The organism is [Flexibacter] sp. ATCC 35103, from assembly GCF_001975985.1.
Taxonomy (GTDB): domain Bacteria; phylum Bacteroidota; class Bacteroidia; order Flavobacteriales; family Flavobacteriaceae; genus Flavobacterium.
The window spans coordinates 390,017-411,591 of record NZ_MTQF01000006.1 but is presented as its reverse complement, the minus strand read 5'-3'; the positions used below and the strand labels follow the sequence as shown (position 1 = coordinate 411,591).

Annotated in this window: 17 protein-coding genes; 7 read left to right on the top strand and 10 right to left on the bottom strand. The window is 34.5% G+C overall.

Annotated elements, in window-relative coordinates; genetic code table 11:
• Nucleotides 1-146 precede the first annotated feature (146 nt).
• The 9 genes from BXU01_RS14660 to BXU01_RS14620 all read right to left on the bottom strand — a co-directional run bounded on the left by BXU01_RS14660 (nucleotide 147) and on the right by BXU01_RS14620 (nucleotide 10,262).
• Nucleotides 147-911, bottom strand: a complete 765-nt coding sequence (locus BXU01_RS14660; RefSeq protein ID WP_083693897.1) for an SDR family NAD(P)-dependent oxidoreductase — start codon at nucleotides 909-911, stop codon at nucleotides 147-149.
• A gap of 107 nt (nucleotides 912-1,018) precedes the next feature.
• Nucleotides 1,019-1,747: an SDR family oxidoreductase gene (locus BXU01_RS14655; protein WP_083693896.1), complete on the bottom strand. Its 729-nt coding sequence runs from the start codon at nucleotides 1,745-1,747 to the stop codon at nucleotides 1,019-1,021.
• Between the two features lie 136 nt (nucleotides 1,748-1,883).
• Nucleotides 1,884-2,807 (bottom strand): AraC family transcriptional regulator, encoded by a 924-nt coding sequence (locus BXU01_RS14650; RefSeq protein WP_083693895.1) that lies wholly within the window; start codon nucleotides 2,805-2,807, stop codon nucleotides 1,884-1,886.
• Nucleotides 2,808-3,075: 268 nt separating this feature from the next.
• Nucleotides 3,076-3,639 carry a 2'-5' RNA ligase family protein gene (locus tag BXU01_RS14645; protein ID WP_083693894.1) on the bottom strand — a complete coding sequence of 188 codons (564 nt, stop codon included), beginning with the start codon at nucleotides 3,637-3,639 and terminating at the stop codon, nucleotides 3,076-3,078.
• A 144-nt stretch (nucleotides 3,640-3,783) separates the two neighbouring features.
• Nucleotides 3,784-5,154, bottom strand: a complete 1,371-nt coding sequence (locus tag BXU01_RS14640) for an alginate export family protein (protein ID WP_083693893.1) — start codon at nucleotides 5,152-5,154, stop codon at nucleotides 3,784-3,786.
• Between the two features lie 3 nt (nucleotides 5,155-5,157).
• Entirely contained in the window at nucleotides 5,158-6,942 is a 1,785-nt protein-coding gene (locus BXU01_RS14635; RefSeq protein WP_083693892.1) for an amidohydrolase, read from the bottom strand.
• Between the two features lie 158 nt (nucleotides 6,943-7,100).
• On the bottom strand, nucleotides 7,101-7,790 hold the full coding sequence (locus BXU01_RS14630; RefSeq protein ID WP_083693891.1) for a hydrolase: 690 nt from the start codon (nucleotides 7,788-7,790) through the stop codon (nucleotides 7,101-7,103).
• Nucleotides 7,791-8,018: 228 nt separating this feature from the next.
• Nucleotides 8,019-8,333: a hypothetical protein gene (locus tag BXU01_RS14625; protein ID WP_083693890.1), complete on the bottom strand. Its 315-nt coding sequence runs from the start codon at nucleotides 8,331-8,333 to the stop codon at nucleotides 8,019-8,021.
• Between the two features lie 897 nt (nucleotides 8,334-9,230).
• On the bottom strand, nucleotides 9,231-10,262 hold the full coding sequence (locus tag BXU01_RS14620) for an AraC family transcriptional regulator (RefSeq protein WP_083693889.1): 1,032 nt from the start codon (nucleotides 10,260-10,262) through the stop codon (nucleotides 9,231-9,233).
• A gap of 107 nt (nucleotides 10,263-10,369) precedes the next feature.
• Between BXU01_RS14620 and BXU01_RS14615 the strand changes: the two genes are divergently transcribed.
• From BXU01_RS14615 to BXU01_RS14605, 3 genes are all read left to right on the top strand, one after another.
• Nucleotides 10,370-12,763 (top strand): TonB-dependent receptor, encoded by a 2,394-nt coding sequence (locus tag BXU01_RS14615; protein ID WP_083693888.1) that lies wholly within the window; start codon nucleotides 10,370-10,372, stop codon nucleotides 12,761-12,763.
• A gap of 18 nt (nucleotides 12,764-12,781) precedes the next feature.
• Entirely contained in the window at nucleotides 12,782-14,014 is a 1,233-nt protein-coding gene (locus BXU01_RS14610) for a DUF4374 domain-containing protein (protein WP_083693887.1), read from the top strand.
• 74 nt (nucleotides 14,015-14,088) lie between these two features.
• Nucleotides 14,089-15,510, top strand: a complete 1,422-nt coding sequence (locus tag BXU01_RS14605; protein WP_083693886.1) for a PepSY domain-containing protein — start codon at nucleotides 14,089-14,091, stop codon at nucleotides 15,508-15,510.
• 89 nt (nucleotides 15,511-15,599) lie between these two features.
• On the opposite strand, the gene BXU01_RS14600 is transcribed toward BXU01_RS14605, so the two are convergent.
• Nucleotides 15,600-16,538 carry an alpha/beta hydrolase gene (locus BXU01_RS14600; protein WP_083693885.1) on the bottom strand — a complete coding sequence of 313 codons (939 nt, stop codon included), beginning with the start codon at nucleotides 16,536-16,538 and terminating at the stop codon, nucleotides 15,600-15,602.
• 444 nt (nucleotides 16,539-16,982) lie between these two features.
• Between BXU01_RS14600 and BXU01_RS14595 the strand changes: the two genes are divergently transcribed.
• The 4 genes from BXU01_RS14595 (at nucleotide 16,983) to BXU01_RS14580 (ending at nucleotide 21,561) form a co-directional block, all read left to right on the top strand.
• Nucleotides 16,983-18,452: an MFS transporter gene (locus tag BXU01_RS14595; protein ID WP_083693982.1), complete on the top strand. Its 1,470-nt coding sequence runs from the start codon at nucleotides 16,983-16,985 to the stop codon at nucleotides 18,450-18,452.
• Between the two features lie 57 nt (nucleotides 18,453-18,509).
• Complete coding sequence (locus BXU01_RS14590) at nucleotides 18,510-19,826, top strand: MFS transporter (RefSeq protein WP_083693884.1); 1,317 nt, start codon at nucleotides 18,510-18,512, stop codon at nucleotides 19,824-19,826.
• 98 nt (nucleotides 19,827-19,924) lie between these two features.
• Nucleotides 19,925-20,764 carry a 5-dehydro-4-deoxy-D-glucuronate isomerase gene (kduI, locus tag BXU01_RS14585; RefSeq protein WP_083693883.1) on the top strand — a complete coding sequence of 280 codons (840 nt, stop codon included), beginning with the start codon at nucleotides 19,925-19,927 and terminating at the stop codon, nucleotides 20,762-20,764.
• Between the two features lie 5 nt (nucleotides 20,765-20,769).
• Nucleotides 20,770-21,561, top strand: a complete 792-nt coding sequence (locus tag BXU01_RS14580) for a gluconate 5-dehydrogenase (RefSeq protein ID WP_083693882.1) — start codon at nucleotides 20,770-20,772, stop codon at nucleotides 21,559-21,561.
• Nucleotides 21,562-21,575: the final 14 nt, after the last annotated feature.

The window sequence follows — 21,575 nt, the reverse complement described above, 5'->3', positions numbered from 1 at the left end:
ACTTACTAAATTCATTATATTTAAATGACAAACCCGACAGATCTAAATCTGTCGGGTTTTGTTTTGTTGGAGCATAACAAACCCGACAGGTTTTTAAAACCTGTTGGGTTTAAAGAAGTGAATTATAGTTCAGAATTAATAACTATTTAAAGCATCATTCCGCCGGAAACCTCGATGCGCTGCGCATTTACCCATTTTGCATCTTCGGTACATAAAAAGGCAACAACGCCGCCAATATCGTCTGGTAAACCAACTCTTCCTAAAGCGGTAACTGATGCTATTTGTTGATTCATTTGCTCATTATCACGAACAACTCCGCCACCAAAATCAGTTTCGATAGCTCCGGGAGCAACAACATTTACCCTGATTTTTCTTTGTCCTAATTCCTTTGCCTGATATTTTGTCAAGGTTTCAATGGCGCCTTTCATTGCGGCATAAGCTGCGTAACCAGGAAATGAAAAACGTGCTAAACCAGTGGAAATATTCACAATTCCGCCGCCATCATTTATAATATTCAATGCTTTTTGAGTCAGGAAAAAAGGACCTTTGAACTGAATATTAGTCAATTGATCAAATTCTGCTTCAGTTGTTCCAATGAATGAATTGTGAATACCAATTCCGGCATTGTTTACTAAGAAGTCAAATTTATCTGTTTTAAAAGTATTTTTTAAAACCTCTGAAACATTTGTAAAAAAAGCATCAAAAGTACTTGATTCAGCTACATTTAATTGTAATGAAGATGCTTTTTGTCCTAAATTTTCAATTTCTTTTACAACAGCATCCGCTTCGTCTTTTTTACTGTTATACGTGATGATTACGTCAATTCCTTTTTTTGCAATTGCAATTGCCATATTTTTTCCTAAACCTCTGCTACCGCCTGTAACAAGAGCTATTTTTGTATTTACTGCCATATTTATTTAATTGTTAATTGTGAAATGTTAGATGTGATTGGTAAAAATGTGATTTGTGAGATGCTATATAATAAAGTATCACAAATCACATTTTACATTTCACAGTATTATAAATTAGAATGTAATGCGTTAAATGATGCTTTTAATTCCGGAACACTTGCATTGATTCTTGTCTCACTGGTTCCAAAGGTCAATTCTGATTTTCCTTCTTTCAATTGTTCAAAAATAGATACGATAAAATCATTTACACTTGGATGTGCATCATGTAAACCAACACCTCCCAAATCTGTATTTAATGCAGGCGGAATAATTTCGACTACTTCAATATTTTTTGATTTCAGGATATGACGAAGTGAGATTGTAAACGAACGGAAAAAAGCTTTGGTTGCAGAATATACTGGAACTTTTGCAAAAGGAGAAAAGGCAAGTCCGGATGTTACATTCATTACGGTATTCAGCGATTCCAGTTGAATAAAAAGTGATGTTAAATGCAGCGGAGCTTCAATGTTTGTAGCGATTTCAGCTTTCATGCTTTCGTAAAAGTCAGCATCAGCAACCGAAACCCATTTTTGAATTCCGGCATTGTTTACCAAGACATTCAAATCACTATGGTTTGTAGAAATCCATTCGTAAAGTGCGATGCGTTCAGCTTCTATTGCTAGGTCGCATACTTTTGTAATTACAGTTGGAAATTTTGCTTTAACTTCATTTAAAACAGATTCACGTCTGCCACAAATAATTACAGTGTTATTTTCCTCAATAAATCTTTCGGTTAATCCAAGTCCAATACCGGTTGCACCGCCAGTAATTAGAATTTTGTTGTTTGATAAGTTCATCTTTTTCGATCTTTTAAATTGATAAGACAAAGGTAGGGGCGAAGTAGGTTTGGGAATTTGTAAATATCAAATCGATGTTTGCAAAATTCAAATCAGATGGTGTAAATTTAAAAAATCTAAAATCTACACTCAAAAATCAGCTCCTGAAAGCTAAAGGAGTAAAGGATGTTTGTTTTTTAAAGAAATTAGAAAAATGGGCGAGTTCTTCAAAACCTAAGGAAAACGCAATTTCAGAGATGTTCCAATCGGTTTGTTTTAAGAGAATCTTGGCTTCATTTGTTAATCTCGTGGTGATTAATTCGGTGGTTGTTTTTCCGGTGTTTTCTTTTAAAACCTTATTTAAATGATTGACATGAACAGATAATCGTTCAGCAAAATCTTTGGCTGTTCTTAATTCTAATCGCTGATTGGGAGATTCTATAGGGAATTGCCTTTCTAATAATTCAGCAAATAAAGAAGAAACTCTTGCTGCTGAATTATGCTTAGAATATAAAGCGGTTATAGGCTGTAATTTTTGTCCAAAGTGAATTAACTCTGCTACATAATTTCGAATCAAATCGTATTTGTAAATATAATCAGAGTTGATTTCTTTCTGTATTTTATTGAAAATCAATTCAACTTCAATAACTTCTTTATCTGTAAGCTGAAAAACAGGATAACCGTCTGAAGCAAAAATTGGCAATTCGTCTAAGTCAATTCCGCTTTTGTTTTTCGATAAAAACTCACTCGTAAAAACACAAAACTGGCCGGATTGATTGGTGTCTTGCGGCAGATAATTGTATGGAATTTTGGGTGTAGCAAATAAAAGTCCCTGCTTTTCGATATTAATTATTTTATCAGCATATTCAGCACGATTGTTCCCTTTTATCAAGCTGATTTTATAATACGCACGTCGGTCATAAGGCATTACCGATTTTCCCTGCATGCGTTCTAGAAGTTCCCTAATGTCGAATACATTAAAATGACCAATCTCTTTTTTGATGTCATTGGGTAATAATGAACTCGGATCAATTGAAGAACCTTTTGTAATATCCTGATAAAACGAATCGAGTGATTTCATAAGAGTGAATTGTAAAATTCAAATATACGAAAATATATAAAAGTTTTTTTTAGTTTATAGTTTCAGGTTTCAGGTTTCAGGCTGCTTTGCTTTGTGCTTATTTAACCGCAAGGAGCGCTAGGTTTTTTCGCAAAGTTCGCCAGAAAATAATATCATGATTTTTTCGCTCGCAAAGACGCAAAGACACAAAGTTTATCTTCTTTGCGACTTTGCGAGAAATAAGTTAGCATGCTTAGCGTAAATCGTTGCGTTCTTCGAGGTTAAAATTTTAAAACAAACTTCCCTGTATTAATTCCGGTTGAGGATTACTGCCAAATGGGAAAGTATCTATTACAAAAAACTGTTTTTTTATTGGATCCAATTCACGTAAAACAATATTATTACATAAAAAATCAAGATTAATAGTAGTGAATAACTGAGATGCTATTTTAAGATTTTCAGGAGTTAATTTTCTACCAATTGACATATGCGGATCGTCACTTTTTTTCAATTTTAAAGCTTTTAAGGTTTCCTGCGTTTTTTTCAGAATCTGTTTTAAATTGATTTTAGATCCTTCATTTGGAGCAATAAAGAAAGCGCCACTATTTTCATAATAATCAAAATGATCTAAATAAGACTGAAAAGGAGTAAAGGTGTCAGAAATTTTTACAAGCTTAAGTTTGATTTTTTCTATCTCAGATTCTTCAATTGTAAACTCACAAATAGTAATATGAGCCACAGAATTACAGCTGTTATACCATTCTATTTTAGATTTTAAATAATCCTTCATCGTTTTGACGGAATCAATAACATCTTGTGAAGGATAAATGGCAACTGAATATTTTTTCTCCATTGTGCACTTTTGATTTACACAAATTTAAAATTTAAATTGAGCAGTCAAAGCGGCATAAAAATAATCTTTGCGCAAAAGATGGATTAAAATCCATCTCTACAAAATAAACCGAACCTGCGGCTCTTTAGTTTGATTGTGTTTTATTTAAAATTTAAATTGAGCAGTCAAAGCAGCATAAAAATAATCTTTTCCGGTGCCAACTTCTTTTAGGAATGAACCGGCATTAAACCATCCTGTTTCTAAGGTAAAAGATAAAAAGTCATTCATGGCATAATCTAAATTAGAAATCAATTGAGAACCTACAAAACGTTCTGTTGTATCTTTTCCGGAATATAAAAGCTGCATGTTTGGTGCGTATAAACCATCGCTAATAGTTTGTCTCCAAAAAATATCATAGTCAATTCCGAGGCCTAATTTTTCTGTTAAATTGAAATTGATTGAAGGATGAATATCTATTAAATTTGATGGACCAATCAAAGCTACTAGTCCAAAATAAGCGCCTCGAGGATATAACGGATTAAAAGTTTCAAAATGATTGTCACCGGAATTTTTATCACCGGAGATTATTTCTGTTTTTAGTCCTATTTCCGGATTGAATTTTACGTTTTCAAAAGTATAACACGCAAAAGATGAAAGTGTCCAGGCAGAAATGGTTTTTTGATTGATTTCCCCAAATTGATAAAGACCTTCAAAATCATATTTCCAGTTTCCTTTGTTTTTCCAAATTCTTGTTCCAATAGAATGTCTGCTTTCTTCTCCAATAGCATCATCAAAAACGGCGCGGCTTTTCCAAAGACCTAAATAGTACAAATCGATATTTTGTATAAATGGCACTTTATGAATTACGGTATAACTTCCCCAGAATTTCGCGTTTTCATTGAATTTGTCATTAAAACTCCCGGTTTTATTCGCAATTGGATGAGTGAAAAAAGCATCAGTCTGCCAATTATTTTTTTTATAGAATAATTTCATTCCGTCAAAAGCAAGTCGGCTATTTGGACCTTCACGAACAGCGACCAAACGTTGAGAACCGTACATCATTTCCTGTCTTCCGGAACGCAATGTGAGTTGTTCGTTTTTATCGCGAATAAAATCAATGTCCAAAAATGCCTGATGAATATCGAGTTGGTTTTCATCTACCGGACTTGGATCAATTTTACTGTTTGCCAGACTGCTTTGCAATTCCAAAAAAGTTCTGAAAACGCCTAAATGTATATCGGCGTGAAGCAAATAACGAGAAAGTAAATAGCCATCGCCTTCATCAGAATCATCGCCCCATTTATCATTTACAGTATAAGTGTATTGCCATCTGGCTTCGCCACCAATAGTGGCGAAGTAATGGCTGTTTTTGCTTAACGGAACATATTTTATTTTCTCGTAGAGGTTTTTAGTCGAATCTGTTTTTAAATAAGTCACATCATCGTCATACCGCAACTTTTGAAATACAGGTTTTTGTTGTGCATTTGCTATTGAAATAAATCCAAAAAGCAACAATAATCGGAATAAGGTATTCATGATTTAATTTTTTTGATAACCTCCAAAATAGTTTACAGGGCTCCAATCCGGAATTGCTTTTGGAGTTGGTTGAGCAAAGCTTCTAAAATCAGTATCAGCATAAACTACTTTACCGTTTACAACTGTAAGTTTCGATTCTATGTTTAAGATTTTCTCTTCGGGAGTATTAAAATAATCATCAGAAAGAATGGCAAAATCAGCCAGGTTATTTGCAGTAAGCATTCCGCGATCTTTCTCTAAATTGATTAATTGGGCACTTCCGTAGGTAAATAATTTTAAAGCCGTTGTTCTGTCCTGAATATTTTCATCGGCCATATATTTTAGTCCGCCTAAAGTTTTTCCGGTTGTTAGCCAATACAAACCAACCCATGGATTGTAGCTGGCTACACGTGTTCCATCAGTCCCCATTCCGACTTTGATTCCCATTTCGAGTATCTTTTTAAGCGGAACTGTGTTTGCAGCAGCTGTTTTTCCGTATCTTTTTATGAAGCTTTCTCCCTGATACGCCATTCTATGCTGGATCGCTAATCCGCCGTTTAGCGCTTTAATACGTTTTAAGTTTTCTACAGAAACAGTTTCTCCGTGATCAAAGAACCACAAAAGTCCGTTTAGTGGTGTTTCTTTGTTAATGTCTTCAATAACATTCAGGAATCTTGTGATGCTTTCGTTGTAAGTAGCGTGAATTCTAAACGGCCATCTTTTTTTAATCAGTAATGACAAAACTTCTTTTAATTGTCCTTCCATTGCCGGGCTTAATTCCGGTCTTGGTTTATCGAAATTTTCAAAATCCCCGGCGCTCATTACCAAGTTTTCTCCGGCGCCTTGTGCATGATATTCTACTTTACTGTCATCGTGATCGTCACAGCCTTCTCCAATTTCTACCGTACTAACCCATTTGCTGTAGTCATTTAGTTCGCTTCCTGCTTTTTGGGCAAATAAATAATAAGGCATTCTTATGGTAAGATCGCTGTCTTTGCATAAACCATTTGTTACGCCATAATCGTCAGGAAAGTTCTGGAATCCGCCGCCGGCATCAATAATGGCAGTTACGCCAAGACGATTCATCTCTGTCATAAATTGTTTGGTCGAATTTATTTTTTCATCAGGACTTAATTCCGGAAGTTTAGAAAGTGTCGAGTATAAAATAAAAGCATTTGGCTCAGCAACTAGTAATCCGGTTGGATTTCCGTTGGGATCTTTTTCTACCAATCCGCCATTTGGATTTGGAGTATTGGCATCAATTTTTAAAGCTGCAATTCCTGCTTTGTTCAAATAGGCATGACCGTATAAATGCAATACAAAAGCAGGAACATCACCTGTTGCTTCGTTGATTTCGTCCAGAGTAGGCAGTCTTTTTTCTTCAAACTGATAGGCATTCCATCCTCCAACAACGCGAACCCATTGTCCTTTTGGTGTTCTTTGCGCTTGTTCTTTTAGCATTGCCAAAGCTTTTTTAAGAGAGCGAACGCCATCCCAGCGTAATTCAGTATTAAAGAATCTTCCGCCTCGGATAATGTGCATATGCGAATCGAATATTCCGGGAATGATTACTTTTCCTTTGGCATCGATTACAGTTGTTTTTTTGTTTTTTAATTTTAAAATATCACTGTTTTTTCCGGTTTTCAGGATTTTTCCATCGGCAACAGCCATTGCTTCTACAATCGTATTTTTATCATCGAGCGTATGAATAACGGCGTGATGAACGATAAGTGTAGCACTTTTGCTTTGAGCGAAAACAGGCAGGGAAATGATTAAAAGAAAAGCTAGTATTTTGAAAGAAAGTTTCATGGTTGTGGTATTTTTAGTTGGTTTTGGGAGAAAAAAAAGACTGTGCGGTTACACAGCCTTCTTCGTTTTGGGAATTATTTTAAGGGGAAATAGCCCGATGATTTACGCTGATTTTTTTTATGATTAGTTAAATCCGTTTTATCCGCGTTCAATTTGATTTAGTGTTTTAGCATTTCGTGTGCATATTGAACACCAACACCGTAAGCGCCACCGTATTTTTTAACTAAATCTGTTACAGGTACATAAGTTTCCTGACGAGCCCAGTCGCGTTGTAATTCTAATAAATATTGTAATGAAGTTACGGGATGTGCACCTGCCTGAACCATACGTGTTACGGCCATTTCGTGTGCTTCTTTAGAAACATCGCCGCTTGCATCTGTAATTACATAAACGTCATAACCTTCGTTGATTGCTGATAATGCTGGTCCTACTATACAAACGCTTGTCCATAAACCTGCAAAAACTAATTTCTTTTTACCTTTTGCAACTATCGCTTTATGAGCAGGAAGATCTTCCCAGGTATTCATTGAAGTACGATCTATGTAGTTTGAAGTTGCTTTTGGGTAAAATTCTTCGATTTCACGGAAAACGGGTCCGCTAAATGATTTTTCGGCAACGGTTGTTACAATAGTAGGAACTTTGAATATTTTTGAAGCGCCGGCAACTAAAGCTGTGTTGTTGCGAAGCTGATCGATTGGAATGTTATTTACTGCAAATGCCATTTGGCTTTCGTAATCAATAAGTACTAATGTATGGTTGAAAGGATCTAATTGCGCCGGACTTGGTTTTTGAGCGAATCCTATAAAAGTTACAAATAATAATGCTGCTGTTAAAAGTATTTTTTTCATGATAATTTATTTTTGTTGTGAATAAAAGGTTTTTTAAAAATTATTTTATGTTTGATTTTCAATGTTTTGCATTCAAATAAAATGCCTTGTTTGTAATGTATTGGTTTTAAGAGGTTTTTCAAAAAAGGCAATAAAAGTCCTAACGATATATCGTCAATTTGTTATTGGATATTCGTGAATGATTTATTTTAAGGCTTTTGATGAATTTTAAAAGGAAAACTTTGGTACCTAAATTTTTCCTTTTAGATGTAATCGGTGCAGGATTTCTGATTTTAATAAACCGCTTCCTCCTCCAAAATGTTCAATTACTTCGACTTCGGGTTGTTGTTCTAAACAAAAAGAAGTGAACTTTTTTTCGACATGATCTTCAATTCCGGAACTTAAGAGAACAAAGTCTATTTTGTGATTTAGAAAGTATTCCTGAGCTTCATCCTCGTGATCAAAAGCAACTGCATTCCAGTCTTCATTTGCATTTACAAGTCGAAGTAATATGGCCAGGATCGCTTCGTTTTTTCCGAGTAATAAGAATTCAAGAGTTTTCATAATCGTTTTTTTTAAGGTTCTATCTCAATATTTTAAGAGGTAAAACTTGTAATTTATTTTACAAATGTATTGGTTAATTAAAAGGTCTTTGCTTAATCTAGGACAAGAAATTATTTTCTTATTTTAAATGTCTTTTCCAGATGCTTCGGTTTTTTAAAGAACTGTAATTTGTTTTACAAATGTATTGGTTCGTTAAAAGATCTTCACTTAATCCAGGACAAGAAATTTTTCTTTTTAGAAATCTCTCTTTTATCTTTTCCAGATGCTCCGGTTTTTTAAAGAACTGTAATTTGTTTTACAAATGTATTGGTTCGCTAAAAGATCTTCACTTAATCCAGGACAAGAAATTTTTTCTTTATTAGAAAATCTCTTTTTTGTCTTTCGGGAATATGTTTCGGTTTTTTAAAGAACTATAAATTTGTTTGACAAATGTATGCAGTAACTAAAAGTTTTTGACTTAATCTAGAATAAGAAAGAATGCATGTGGCAATTTTTGTACATAATATACCATGAAATTTAAGTAAATAAAAAACTTAACATTAAAGTTACTTTTTCTGTAAAACGTAACTTAATATAACACAGTAAATTAAGATTGAATGATTATAAATAAGAAAAAAAAGATGCCGGGAATGAGGAAAGCCGTAATGTTTTTTCTAAAGTAGAAAGTAGTTTTGTGGTATAGAAATCGATGTAGATGATGTTTTTACCTTTTTGAATATCATTTTTAGATTCTCTATGTGCAACTGTTTTTGGAGAACAATTTTTTTTTTACAATGAAAGTTTGACATATTCATTTTAGGGTGAATAGTTTGTATAAGTTTGCAAGCATACAATAGTCTAATTTTTATCGGGTTTTTAGGTTTGGTTGTTAAAACTGGATCTAAAAACCCTTTTTTATTAGCTTAATAATAAAAGTCCTGTGATCCAGAAATTGATAAAATCCCAATTGATCTTGAATTTTTGAGGAGAAAAACCATAGAAGTTTTTAAAAGCTGCTGAAAAATGGGACACATCTTTATAACCGCATTTATAAGCAACTTCACTCACAGTGGAGGCTTTGTTCTGGAATAACTCTTTTGCATGTTCCATTCTGAGTTTTATAATATAGCTTTTTACTGTAGTGCCAAAACAGGCTTTAAATCCTTTTTTAAGTTTGAATTCATTTAGCGAAATCAATCTTGAAAGTTCTGCCAGTGTAGGCGCATGAACATAATCTTCGTCTAATATAAGTTTTGCCTGCTGCAATTTATTATAATCATCTTCATCAATTTGGTCTTTTTGTACCGGCAAATTGATTATTGCTTCAAGCTGATGTACTAAAAGTTCCTTGACTTTTGTCTCGATGTACATTTTTTTTAAAGCACCATTTCGGTTACAGTTTTTAATTTCATGAATTACCCATTGTATTGCAGGGGTAAAAGGAAGGTATTTTGAAGTAAGATAACTGGATTTTTTAAGCAGGATATTTTTTGAGAACTTTTCATGAAGTTCCCAATCTTTGTTGATTATCTGATAATAAAAATCTTTTGATAAAATAATCGACAAATAATTAATCTGCTCAAAAGCCGGAATTTTAAAAGTGGCTTTATAGTTTGTGGTATAAAATATATTATGTGTATTTTCTTTAGAATATTTTTCAGATTCTAACTGATCGATCTGCGTTTCGACATTATTGCAGCAAATAAAATTCATTACAACAGTTTCTTCATCAATTTCGAATACAATGGTTTGCGGGGTCGAAAAATACATCTGAGTATCTAGTATAACCATTCCTTGGGTAATAAGATGACTGCTTTTTATGTTTTTAGAATCACTGTTTTTTATATTGATATTTTCCTGTGTCAATTGATTTTTAGGATAATAATTATCGCCAATTTCAATTTTGATAATTGAGTTTTCTTGTGCTAAAATTTTCGATCTGATTTTCAAAATATAATCCGTTTTTACAAAATAATAATCCGTTTTTCCCTATCTTTTTTCGAGTTGTAGATGGTACTTTTGCCGCAAAGTTATTTATAATTAGTCTAATTAAATATATGACAACTCACAAATTTTTATTTTTTAGTATATTTTTTCTCTTTTCATTCGTATCGTTTTCTCAGCAAAATCAAGGACTTTCGGTTTCCGGACAGGTTCTTGAAAATTCAGGACAAACAATTCCTTATGCTTTAGTTGCGATCGAAAAAACTGATTTAAGCATGATTGCAGATGAAAACGGAAAGTTTGTTTTTAAAAATGTAAAGCCCGGAAAGTACACTTTAAAAATTACGGCAATTGGTTTTGCAACTCAAAAAAAACATGTCGAAGTTTCTGATCGTGATTCAAATTTTTCATTTCAGTTAGAAAGCGAATTAAATGAGCTGGAAAACATAACCGTTTTAGGACGTTCGCAAACAGATAAAGTAAACAAACAATCGTATAGCGTAACGGCAATCGATGCTAAAAAACTTCACAATTCTACACTGGATTTAGCGCATGCCTTAGACAGGGTTTCCGGAGTTCGTGTTCGTGAAGCAGGAGGAGTAGGTTCAAGATCTGAGCTTTCTATTAATGGTTTTCAGGGTAATCAGGTAAAAGTATTTATCGACGGTGTGCCTATGGATAATTTTGGATCTTCTTTTCAAATGAATAATATTCCTATAAATCTTGCAGATCGTGTAGAGGTTTACAAAGGAGTTGTGCCTATTTGGCTGGGCGGAGATGCGCTTGGAGGTGCAGTAAATATTGTTACCAACAGCAAACCAAGAACTTTTTTAGATGCGTCTTATTCTTTTGGATCATTTAATACACACCGCAGCAGTATAAATGCAGGATATACGTCTAAAAGTGGTTTTACTACTGAAATCAATGCTTTTCAGAATTATTCTGATAACAATTATTGGGTAAATGTAGACGTAGCCGATTTGAATACGGGGGCTTATTTTCCTAATCAGCGTGTGAAGAGGTTTCATGATAAATACCGTAACGAAACTGTGATCCTGAATATTGGTCTTACAGGAAAAAAATATGCCGATAAATTATTGTTTGGTTTTACAGCCGGAGAAAATAAAGCGGATATCCAGACCGGAGCCAGAATGGTAAGTGTATTTGGACAAGTATATCGAAAAGGAAATATTTTGATGCCCACTTTAAAATATCAGGTAAAAGATTTGTTTACAAAAGGCCTTAATTTCAATCTTACCGGAAATTTCAACTTTGGCGAAGAACAAAATGTTGATACCGTTTACAGAAGATACAATTGGTTTGGTGATTATAGGGAATATGCCGGTTTAGGTGGCGAAAGAAGCCGTACACTTCGAAAATTTAAAAATAATAATGGCGTAACAACAGCCAATGCTACATATGCTTTGGGCGAGAGACATTCTTTTATGCTTAACAACACTTTTACAACTTTTGATCGTAAGGAGAGTGACGAATTAGTTCCGGAATCATTGGTTTATAAACAGCCTAAAAAAACGCAAAAGAACGTTTTAGGAATGGGATATAAATTTGATTATAACGAAAAATGGAGTACATCAGTATTCTTAAAAGATTACTCCTTAAAAACCACCTATTCCAGAAGTTATAATCCGTCAGGAAATGCGGGCGATATTGCCTATCAACAATATATAGACCATACTACAACTACAGGTTATGGCGCTGCAACGAGTTATTATTTAAAACATAACCTGCAGCTAAAAGCTTCGTACGAAAAAAGTTACCGATTACCAACTCCGGAAGAAATTTTTGGAAATGTAAATGATAATTTAGAAGGAAATCTTGCCTTAAAGCCAGAAACCAGTAACAACTTTAATGTAGGTGCAAGTTACCAGACGAGCTTTAATAAAGTAAATGCTTTATCGTTTGATGTGAATCTTTTGCATAGAAATGCCACTGATTTTATTCGACCAACGCTTAATAACAATCAAACCATGACTACGAATGTTAATCAGGGCAAGGTTACTAATTATGGTATAGATGGAGAGATTCGATATTCGTACAAAACGAGATTTACGGCAGGATTGAATGCAACGTATCAAAATATTCGAAATATGACCGAATATGAACCGAATCAAAATTATGTATCTCCTTTTTATAAAGACAGGGTTCCTAATATGCCTTACCTTTTTGGTAATGCTGATGCAACGGTGTTTTTTAATAATCTTATAAAAAAAGGAAATAATTTATCAGTAGGCTACAATTTATTATACGTGCATACTTATTATTTATCATGGCCAAGTATGGGAAGTAAGGATAGTAAATTAGAAATTCCGCAGCAATTCAGTCATGATCTAAACGCTGTTTACACACTGGCAAACGGAAAATATAATATCGCCCTGGAATGTAAAAACCTTTTGGATAATAAGCTTTATGATAATTTTTCGCTGCAAAAACCAAGCAGGGCTTTCTATATAAAATTTAGATATTTTTTTACCAAATCACATAATTAATTTAAATACCATAATAACATGAAAAAAAATAGCAAATTAGCTTTATTAGCTTTAGTAGCATTTACAACATTCTCTTGTAGCAGTGATTCTGAAAAATCAGGAAATGAAACAGGCGGAGTTGATACGGGAAAAACAAAATATATCATTACCGCTACTACGGGAGCAGCAGGAATTGCAGATTATTTATTAACGACTGATGATATTTCTAAAGGATCAATTACAACTACAGGAAACGGAATTGAGCAAGATGGTTCGTATCGTTATTATATTACGGCTCAAAATAACTTTTTTAGTTTATTATACGGACAAGGAAATCCGGGAGCTGTAACGACTTATAACTTAACTACTGAAGGAAAACTGGTTAAAAAATCTGATTTTCAGGCAGAAACAGTACACGTTTTTGCGGCTGTAAACAAAGATATTTTAACGATAAAAGTACCAAGAAGTGGTGCAGCTTCTATTGCTTCTATGTATAAAATTGATGCCGAAAAATCATTAATTACCGGTGAAGCACAACAAGACACTAAAAAATTGGCAGGAAACGGTGAAAGAGCCTTTTTTACCTGGGCAACTCAGGTTGGCGATAAAGTATTTATGCCGTACATGAGTATAAAAGGGGACGGAGTTGATAATTTTGGTACAGTAAATCCAGACAGTACGTGGGTTGCGGTATACAATTATCCGGAACTTAAATTAGAAAAAGTAATCAAAGATAACCGTACAAGTTATTTAGGTGCTTATTTTACAAATGGTCTGTATCAGGATGAAAACGGAGATGCTTACGGTTTCTCCAGTGCGGCGGCAACCAGTAATGCTGTTTTAACATCGACTAAACCATCTGCAGTGGTAAAGATCAAAAAAGGAACTACAGAATTTGATAAAACATATTTCTTTAATGTAGAGGAAAAATCAGGTGGATATAAAATTGCTTCGTCAAGCTATATCTCAAAAGGAAAAGTTTTATTGCAAATGTACGGTACTCCGGGAACCAATAAAGGAGCGGCAAAACTTGCAGTTGCTGATGTGTATGCACAAACATTTACATGGGTAAAAGATGCGCCTTTAGAAATTAGTTTTACAACAGTAAACAGATATAATCTTGTTTCTGAAGATGGTAGTTCTGCTGTTGTAGGGATCAATACTCCTGAAGGAAACTGGATTTATACTATTAATGGTACAACTGGTGTAGCTACAAAAGGTATGAAAGTTGAAGGCGGTCAGATTACTGCAATTGCAAAATTAAAATATTAAAAATTGGTTTCTTTTGAGCCGTAGGCCTTTCGGGGCCTGCGGTTTTTTTATTTATCTTTTATACGCTACTAAATATGTTTTCTTCATCAAAATCAAATCCTAATAAGAAAAAAAGTAAAAAATCGCTTTTTAAGCGCGTCATGGCCTGGCTGCATTTATGGCTTGGTTTGGCATCTGGAATTATTGTTGTTATTGTGAGTGTAACAGGTTGCATTTATGTTTTTGAAAATGAAATTAAAGATTTTATTGAAGACTGGCGTTTTGTAAAACCTCAGGAAAAAGCTTTTTTACTGCCGTCGCAATTAATTACGATTGCAGATAAAACCATGAAAGGCAAACATGCCACAAGCGTTACTTTTGGAGCAAAAGACGATGCTGCTATTGTGGGTTATTTTACTCAGAAAAAAGAAGAAGGTAAAGATAAAGAAGGCAAGAGCGATGGTAAAAGAGCAGAACGTAAAGGACGAAAACAAGATCTTGCTAAAAACGAGAATGGTAAAACAAAATCACCTGAAAAAGGAAAAGAAAAAGGTAAAGAGGAAAAATCGAAAAAGAGAAGGAGTGGTATTTTTACCAGCGTTTACATGAATCCTTATACAGGCGAAATATTAAATGTTAAATCAGTCTCACGAAGTGATTCTCCTGATTTTTTTAGATTTATCTTAAATGGTCACCGTGCTTTGTGGATGCCTTATGATATTGGCCGACCAATTGTGGGCGTGGCAATCTTAATTTTTGTTTTCTTGCTGATATCAGGAATAGTGTTGTGGTGGCCCGTAAAATGGATCAAATCAATTAGGGATAAAAGTTTTAAAATCAAATGGTCTGCAAGTTTTAAGCGCGTTAATTATGATATGCATAATGTACTTGGTTTTTATAGTATGATTTTTCTTTTGTTCATCTCTTTTACAGGTTTAGTCTGGAGTTTTGGCTGGTGGAGTAAATCGTTATATTGGGTAACATCAGGAGGAAAACCTTTAGTTGAAAGCAGGGAATCTCCAAAATCTGACACAACTCATGTTAAAACCTTTGAACTGTCTACCGTTGATAAAGTCTTGCTGAATATCGCAAAACAAAATCCTGAGGCTGCAGGAATTTTAGTTACTGTACCAGAAAAACCGGCAGACGTTATTGGCGCATTTGTTTACAAGCAAAAAAATACGTTCTATAATATGGACCGTTATAGTTTTGATCAGCAAACGCTTAAAGAAATTTCGATAAAAACACCTTTTTCAGGTAAATATATAGAAGCGAATATTCCGGATAAAATTCGCAGAATGAATTATGATATTCATGTAGGAAGTGTTTTGGGACTTACCGGGAAGTTTATGGCATTTTTTGCCAGTTTAATTTCTGCGAGTTTGCCTATTACCGGATTTTTAATTTGGTGGGGAAAACAGAAATTTGGAAAAAAGCCGGCTTCAAAGCCAAAGGTTGCAGTAAAAGCAGTTCCCATAAAAGCAAAGGCAGTTCCTGAAAAGGAATTATCTCTTTAAGTATCTTTTACCAGATACCATTTTTGAATTTTTTTGATACTAAAAAGGCGAAACTCATAAAGTTTCGCCTTTTTTATTTACTGTTTTTATTAAAGGTAACCGTGAGTTCTAAGCCATTCTTCGCAATCTCTGGTCCAGAATTTACTGGTGTCTTTTACGCCTAAACCAAAACCGTGTCCGCCTTTTTCATAAATATGTAACTCAGCCGGAACTGCATTCTTTTTCAGAGCTAAATAAAAATTAATGCTGTTTTCAGGTAAAACGACAGTATCATCTGTGGCATGCACTAAAAATGTTGGCGGAGTCTGAGCGTTCACTTTTTTCTCGTTAGAAAATGAATCAAGCAATTCCTGAGAAGGTTTATTGCCTAATAAACTAACCTGAGAACCTTTGTGTGTAATATCGTTTTGCATGGATATTACGGGATAAATCAAAAGCGAAAAATCCGGACGTGCACTTATTTTAGATGCTTCATACACTTTATCATCATAATGAGTGGCTAAAGTCGATGCTAAATGTCCGCCGGCAGAAAATCCCATAATTCCAATTTTAGTGGGATCAATATTAAATTTAGCAGCATTTTGTCTCACATAACGCACAGCTTCCTGAGCATCTTGCAAGGGTCCAACGTTTTTATTCTTCATGATTTTATCACTCGGCAGTCTGTATTTTACCACAAAAGCTGCGATTCCTAAACTATTAAACCATTGGGCAACTTTTGTCCCTTCCTTATCAATAGCCAAATGTTGATATCCTCCTCCCGGGAAAATAAGAACTGCTGCCTGATTGGGTTTGCTTTGTGCCGGTAAAAAGACACTTAAAGTAGGTATTGTAACTAAACTTGTGCTTTGTACTTTACCATCAGTAATGCTTTCGTTTTCCTTATAATCAGATGCTTTTATTTCGTCAGGGATTTTATCCCAAAGCGGAATGATCTGGTTTTGAGTTTGTGCCTGAATTGTAATTCCTATAAATAATGCAAGAATTAATAATGCTTTGTTCCAGTGGTAATTTTTTAAAGTTTTCAATTTTATAATGAATTAGTTGAATATTATTTTTTTAGGACAGACTTCCAAAAATAGAACTTTTTTATTGATTGAAGTAGTTAAATAAGGTTAAAACGCCATTTTTATTTTCAAAAGCATGGAGCATTGATTATGCATTTGAAAGTGTTGGTTTCAGTACAATTTTACCCCTAAATAAGGACAAATTTCGCATGATGGCTTTTAACAAATATATTGTTTAATGTGTAATTTTGTATTAGTTTTTTTACTTGATGTGTTTATTTAAGAGGTTAAAATAATTTTTTTTACAATTTATTTGGAATATAAAGATTAAAAACTATATTTGTGCAATCGATTACATTAATTTGATTTGTTATATTTAATGCATTGATTCTAATGTCTTTGTATTGGGTTTTGATTAACGAGTTAAATGACCAAAAAAACATCAATTTTATAATACACTTTACTATGAACCAACCACCAGAAGCAGTTATCAGCCAAAACAAGAAATCTACCGGAAGCTATCGATGGAGTATTTGCGCATTATTATTTTTTGCAACAACTATTAATTATTTAGACAGACAGGTTCTTTCCTTGACATGGAGTGATTTTATTGCGCCTGAATTTCATTGGACAAATAACGATTACGGAAATATTACAGCATTATTCTCTATTTTTTATGCTGTTTCTTTATTGTTTGCGGGTCGATTTGTAGACTGGTTAGATACTAAAAAAGGTTTTCTTTGGGCGATTGGAATATGGTCTTTAGGAGCTTGTCTGCATGCATTTTGTGGTATTGCAACAGCCGGAATCATTACAGGAAACTGGTTTGTAGGTTTTGAAGGTGCAAAAGATGCTATTGATCTGGTTCAGGATACCGGAATGGTAATTAATGTAAGTGTTACATTGTTCATTTTTGCACGTTTTGTTCTGGCAGTAGGTGAGGCAGGAAATTTTCCGGCAGCGATTAAAACCACTGCAGAATATTTTCCTAAAAAAGACAGGGCATTTTCTACCAGTATTTTTAATGCAGGTGCAACTGTAGGAGCATTGGCAGCACCAATATCGATTCCGTTTATTGCAAAATCTTTTGGCTGGGAAATGTCTTTTATTATCATTGGGGCTTTAGGTTTTGTTTGGATGGGATTTTGGATTTTTATGTATGACAAACCGGAAAGACACCCAAGAGTTAGCCCTGAAGAATTAGAATATATTCGACAAGATGATGTTGCAGATAGTAAATTAGTTGGTTACGTACCTGAAACTACTACTAAAGTATCATTTGTAGAATGCTTTAAATACAAACAAACGTGGGCTTTTGCTTTCGGGAAATTCATGACAGATGGTGTTTGGTGGTTCTTTTTATTCTGGACTCCGGCTTACTTAAGTTCTGTTTACGGCATGGATTCTACGCAAGCAGCTTTGCCATTGTTTGTTTTATATATGATTACACTACTTTCTATTATTGGAGGCTGGCTTCCAACTTATTTTGTAGAGAAAAAAGGAATGAACCCTTACGAAGGAAGAATGAGAGCGATGCTAATTTTTGCATTCTTCCCGTTATTGGCCTTAATAGCACAGCCATTAGGTTATATTAGTTACTGGATTCCGGTAATTATTATTGGTATTGCAGGAGCAGCACACCAATCTTGGTCAGCAAATATTTTTACAACCGTTGGAGATATGTTTCCTAAAAAAGCAATTGCAACAATTACAGGAATTGGTGGTCTTGCCGGAGGTGTAGGTTCTACTATAATTAACAAAGGCTCAGGAGTTTTGTTTGATCATGCTAAAGAAACAAATATGTCTTTTATGGGCTTTCACGGAATTGAAGCCGGATATTTTATCATTTTCTCAATCTGTGCAGTTTGTTATTTAACAGGCTGGATCGTAATGAAAACATTAGTACCAAAATACAGTCCAATTACTAATCTTTAATACTATAATGCAATAATACCACCAACTGACTAACCCAACCAAAAACCAACCAACATCATGAATCAAGCTAATGCAGCAATCGGTAAATACCGCTGGACTATTTGTAGTTTAGTATTTTTTGCAACCACTGTTAATTATCTGGATCGAAATGTAATAAGTTACCTGCGTCCTTTTTTAGCAGAAGCTTTTCACTGGACGCCGGAACAGGAAGTGATTGATTATTCGAATATTGAGTTGGCTTTTAAAATTGCGTATGCTATGGGAATGCTTGTTGCAGGTGGCATTATAGATAAATTAGGAACAAAATTAGGGTATGCAATTGCAACCGGATTGTGGAGTTTAGCTGCTATAGGTCATGCATTTGCAACCGGAACGGGAGGTTTTTTAATAGCCCGTGTATTTTTAGGAATAACGGAAGCCGGAAATTTTCCTGCAGCGATAAAAGCAACAGCCGAATGGTTTCCGCAAAAAGAAAGAGCATTAGCAACAGGAATTTTCAATTCAGGAAGTAATATCGGAGCTATTATTGTGCCGTTATCAGTTCCTTTTATTGCAGAAAATTACGGCTGGCAATGGGCTTTTATCCTAACTGGAATCGTTGGTTTTGTATGGCTGGCTTTATGGTTTCTTTTTTATGAAGTGCCTCAAAAACAAAAACGTTTGTCTCAGGCAGAACTTAAATATATTACAGCTGATCAGGTTGTAACAGAAGAAGTAGAAGATACTGAAAAAGTCTCGTGGTTAAAATTGCTTTCGTTTCGTCAGACCTGGGCTTTTGCCATTGGTAAATTATTGACAGATCCGGTTTGGTGGTTTTATTTGTTCTGGTTACCGGACTTCCTGATGAAACAATATAAACTGACGGCTACAGAAATTATCTGGCCTTGTGCGTTGGTTTATGTAATAGGAAGTGTGGGAAGTATTGGTGGAGGCTGGTTGCCATTAAAACTAATTAATAATAATTGGCCGGCTTATAAAGCTCGTAAAACCAGTATGTTGCTTTATGCATTTGCGGTTTTACCGGTTTTATTTTCTCAGTATTTAGGAACAATAAATATGTGGTGGGCAATTTTAGTTATTGGTTTTGCAGTTTCTGCACATCAGGCGTGGAGCGCTAATATTTTTACTACAGTGTCTGATATGTTTCCTAAAAAAGCCACAGCATCCGTAACGGGAATAGGCGGAATGTTTGGCGCACTTGGAGGAATCTTATTGACCTTGGTAGTTCAAAAAAATATGTTTGTTTATTATACCAGAATTGGTAAAATAGAAACAGGATATTTTATCATGTTTTGTATTTGCGGAGCAGCTTATTTACTGGCATGGCTCATCATGCATATTCTAGTTCCAAGAATGAAAAAGGTAGAATTGTAAACTTTATATCTTAAAAATAAAATAAATTTTGGTTTCAATTATGGTTTTTAAAGATAAAAATCTAATTTTGTGCAATCGATTACATTAAATTAAAAATTATGACAAAATATAGTTCAAGATACGCGTCAAGCCCCGAAGCAGTAAAAAAATATGATACTCAGGAATTACGAAACGAATTCTTAATTGATGATTTAATGCAAGAGGATGAGATTGTATTAACGTACTCTCATTATGACAGATACATTGCAGGATCTGCAGTTCCGGTAAAAGGAGATTTAACATTAGAAAGCATTGATCCGCTTAAAGCGCCTTATTTTTTAGAAAGAAGAGAAATAGGAATTATCAATGTTGGAGGAAGCGGTTCTGTAGTTGTTGAAGGAACTGTTTATCAACTTGGATTTAAAGATGCTTTGTATATCGGAAGCGGTAATAAAGAAGTAATTTTTAAAAGCGATGACAGCAGTAATCCGGCTAAATATTACATTAACTCTGCACCGGCACACACTACTTACCCAACGGTAAAAGTGAGTCTTGCAGAAGCAAATAAATTAGAATTGGGTACAGTAGAAACTGCCAATCACCGTACGGTAAACCAAATGATTATTGGAAGTGTTGTAACTACTTGCCAATTGCAAATGGGAATGACGGAATTAAGAACCGGAAGTGTCTGGAATACTATGCCGGCTCACGTACACGATCGTCGTATGGAAGTTTATTTCTATTTGGACATTCCGGAAAATCAGGCCGTTTGCCATTTTATGGGACAGCCGCAAGAAACAAGACATATCTGGATGAACAATCATCAGGCAGTTATTTCGCCACCATGGTCGATTCACTCAGGTTCAGGAACGAGTAATTATACTTTTATCTGGGGAATGGCAGGAGAGAATTTAGATTACGGAGATATGGATGTTTGTAAAATTACAGATTTAAGATAAGAACCATGACAAACTTATTTGATATAAAAGGAAAAATTGCCCTGATTACAGGAAGTACGCACGGACTGGGAATGGCAATGGCAAAAGGATTGGGTCAGGCCGGAGCAACAATTGTTGTAAACGGAAATTCATCTCAGCAAAAAATTGATGATGCTGTAGCTGAACTTAAAAATGAAGGAATTAATGCTGTTGGTTATAAATTTAATGTAACGGATGAGCAGGAAGTTATTGCTGCTGTGAAGAAAATTGAAAATGAAGTTGGACCAATTGCTATCTTGATTAACAACGCGGGAATCATTAAAAGAATTCCGTTAATCGAAATGGAAGTTGCTGATTTTAAAGAAGTTATTGATATCGATCTTGTTTCTCCTTTTATTGTTTCTAAGCATGTTGCAAAGGGAATGATCGAGAGAAGACAAGGAAAAATAATCAACATTTGCTCGATGATGAGCGAATTAGGCCGTAATACTGTTGGTGCTTATGCTGCTGCAAAAGGCGGATTGAAAATGCTGACCAAAAATATGGCGACAGAATGGGCAAAATACAATGTTCAAATCAACGGAATTGGACCTGGATATTTTGCTACAGAACAAACAAAACCGATCAGAGTAGACGGACATCCGTTTAATGATTTTATCATAAGCCGTACTCCGGCTGCAAAATGGGGAGATCCGGGTGATTTAGCCGGAGCAGCAATATTTTTATCTTCAAAAGCAAGTGACTTTGTTAATGGTCATATTTTATATGTAGATGGAGGAATCCTGGCTACAATTGGTAAACCATCAAACGAAGAATAATTCTCAATTATATA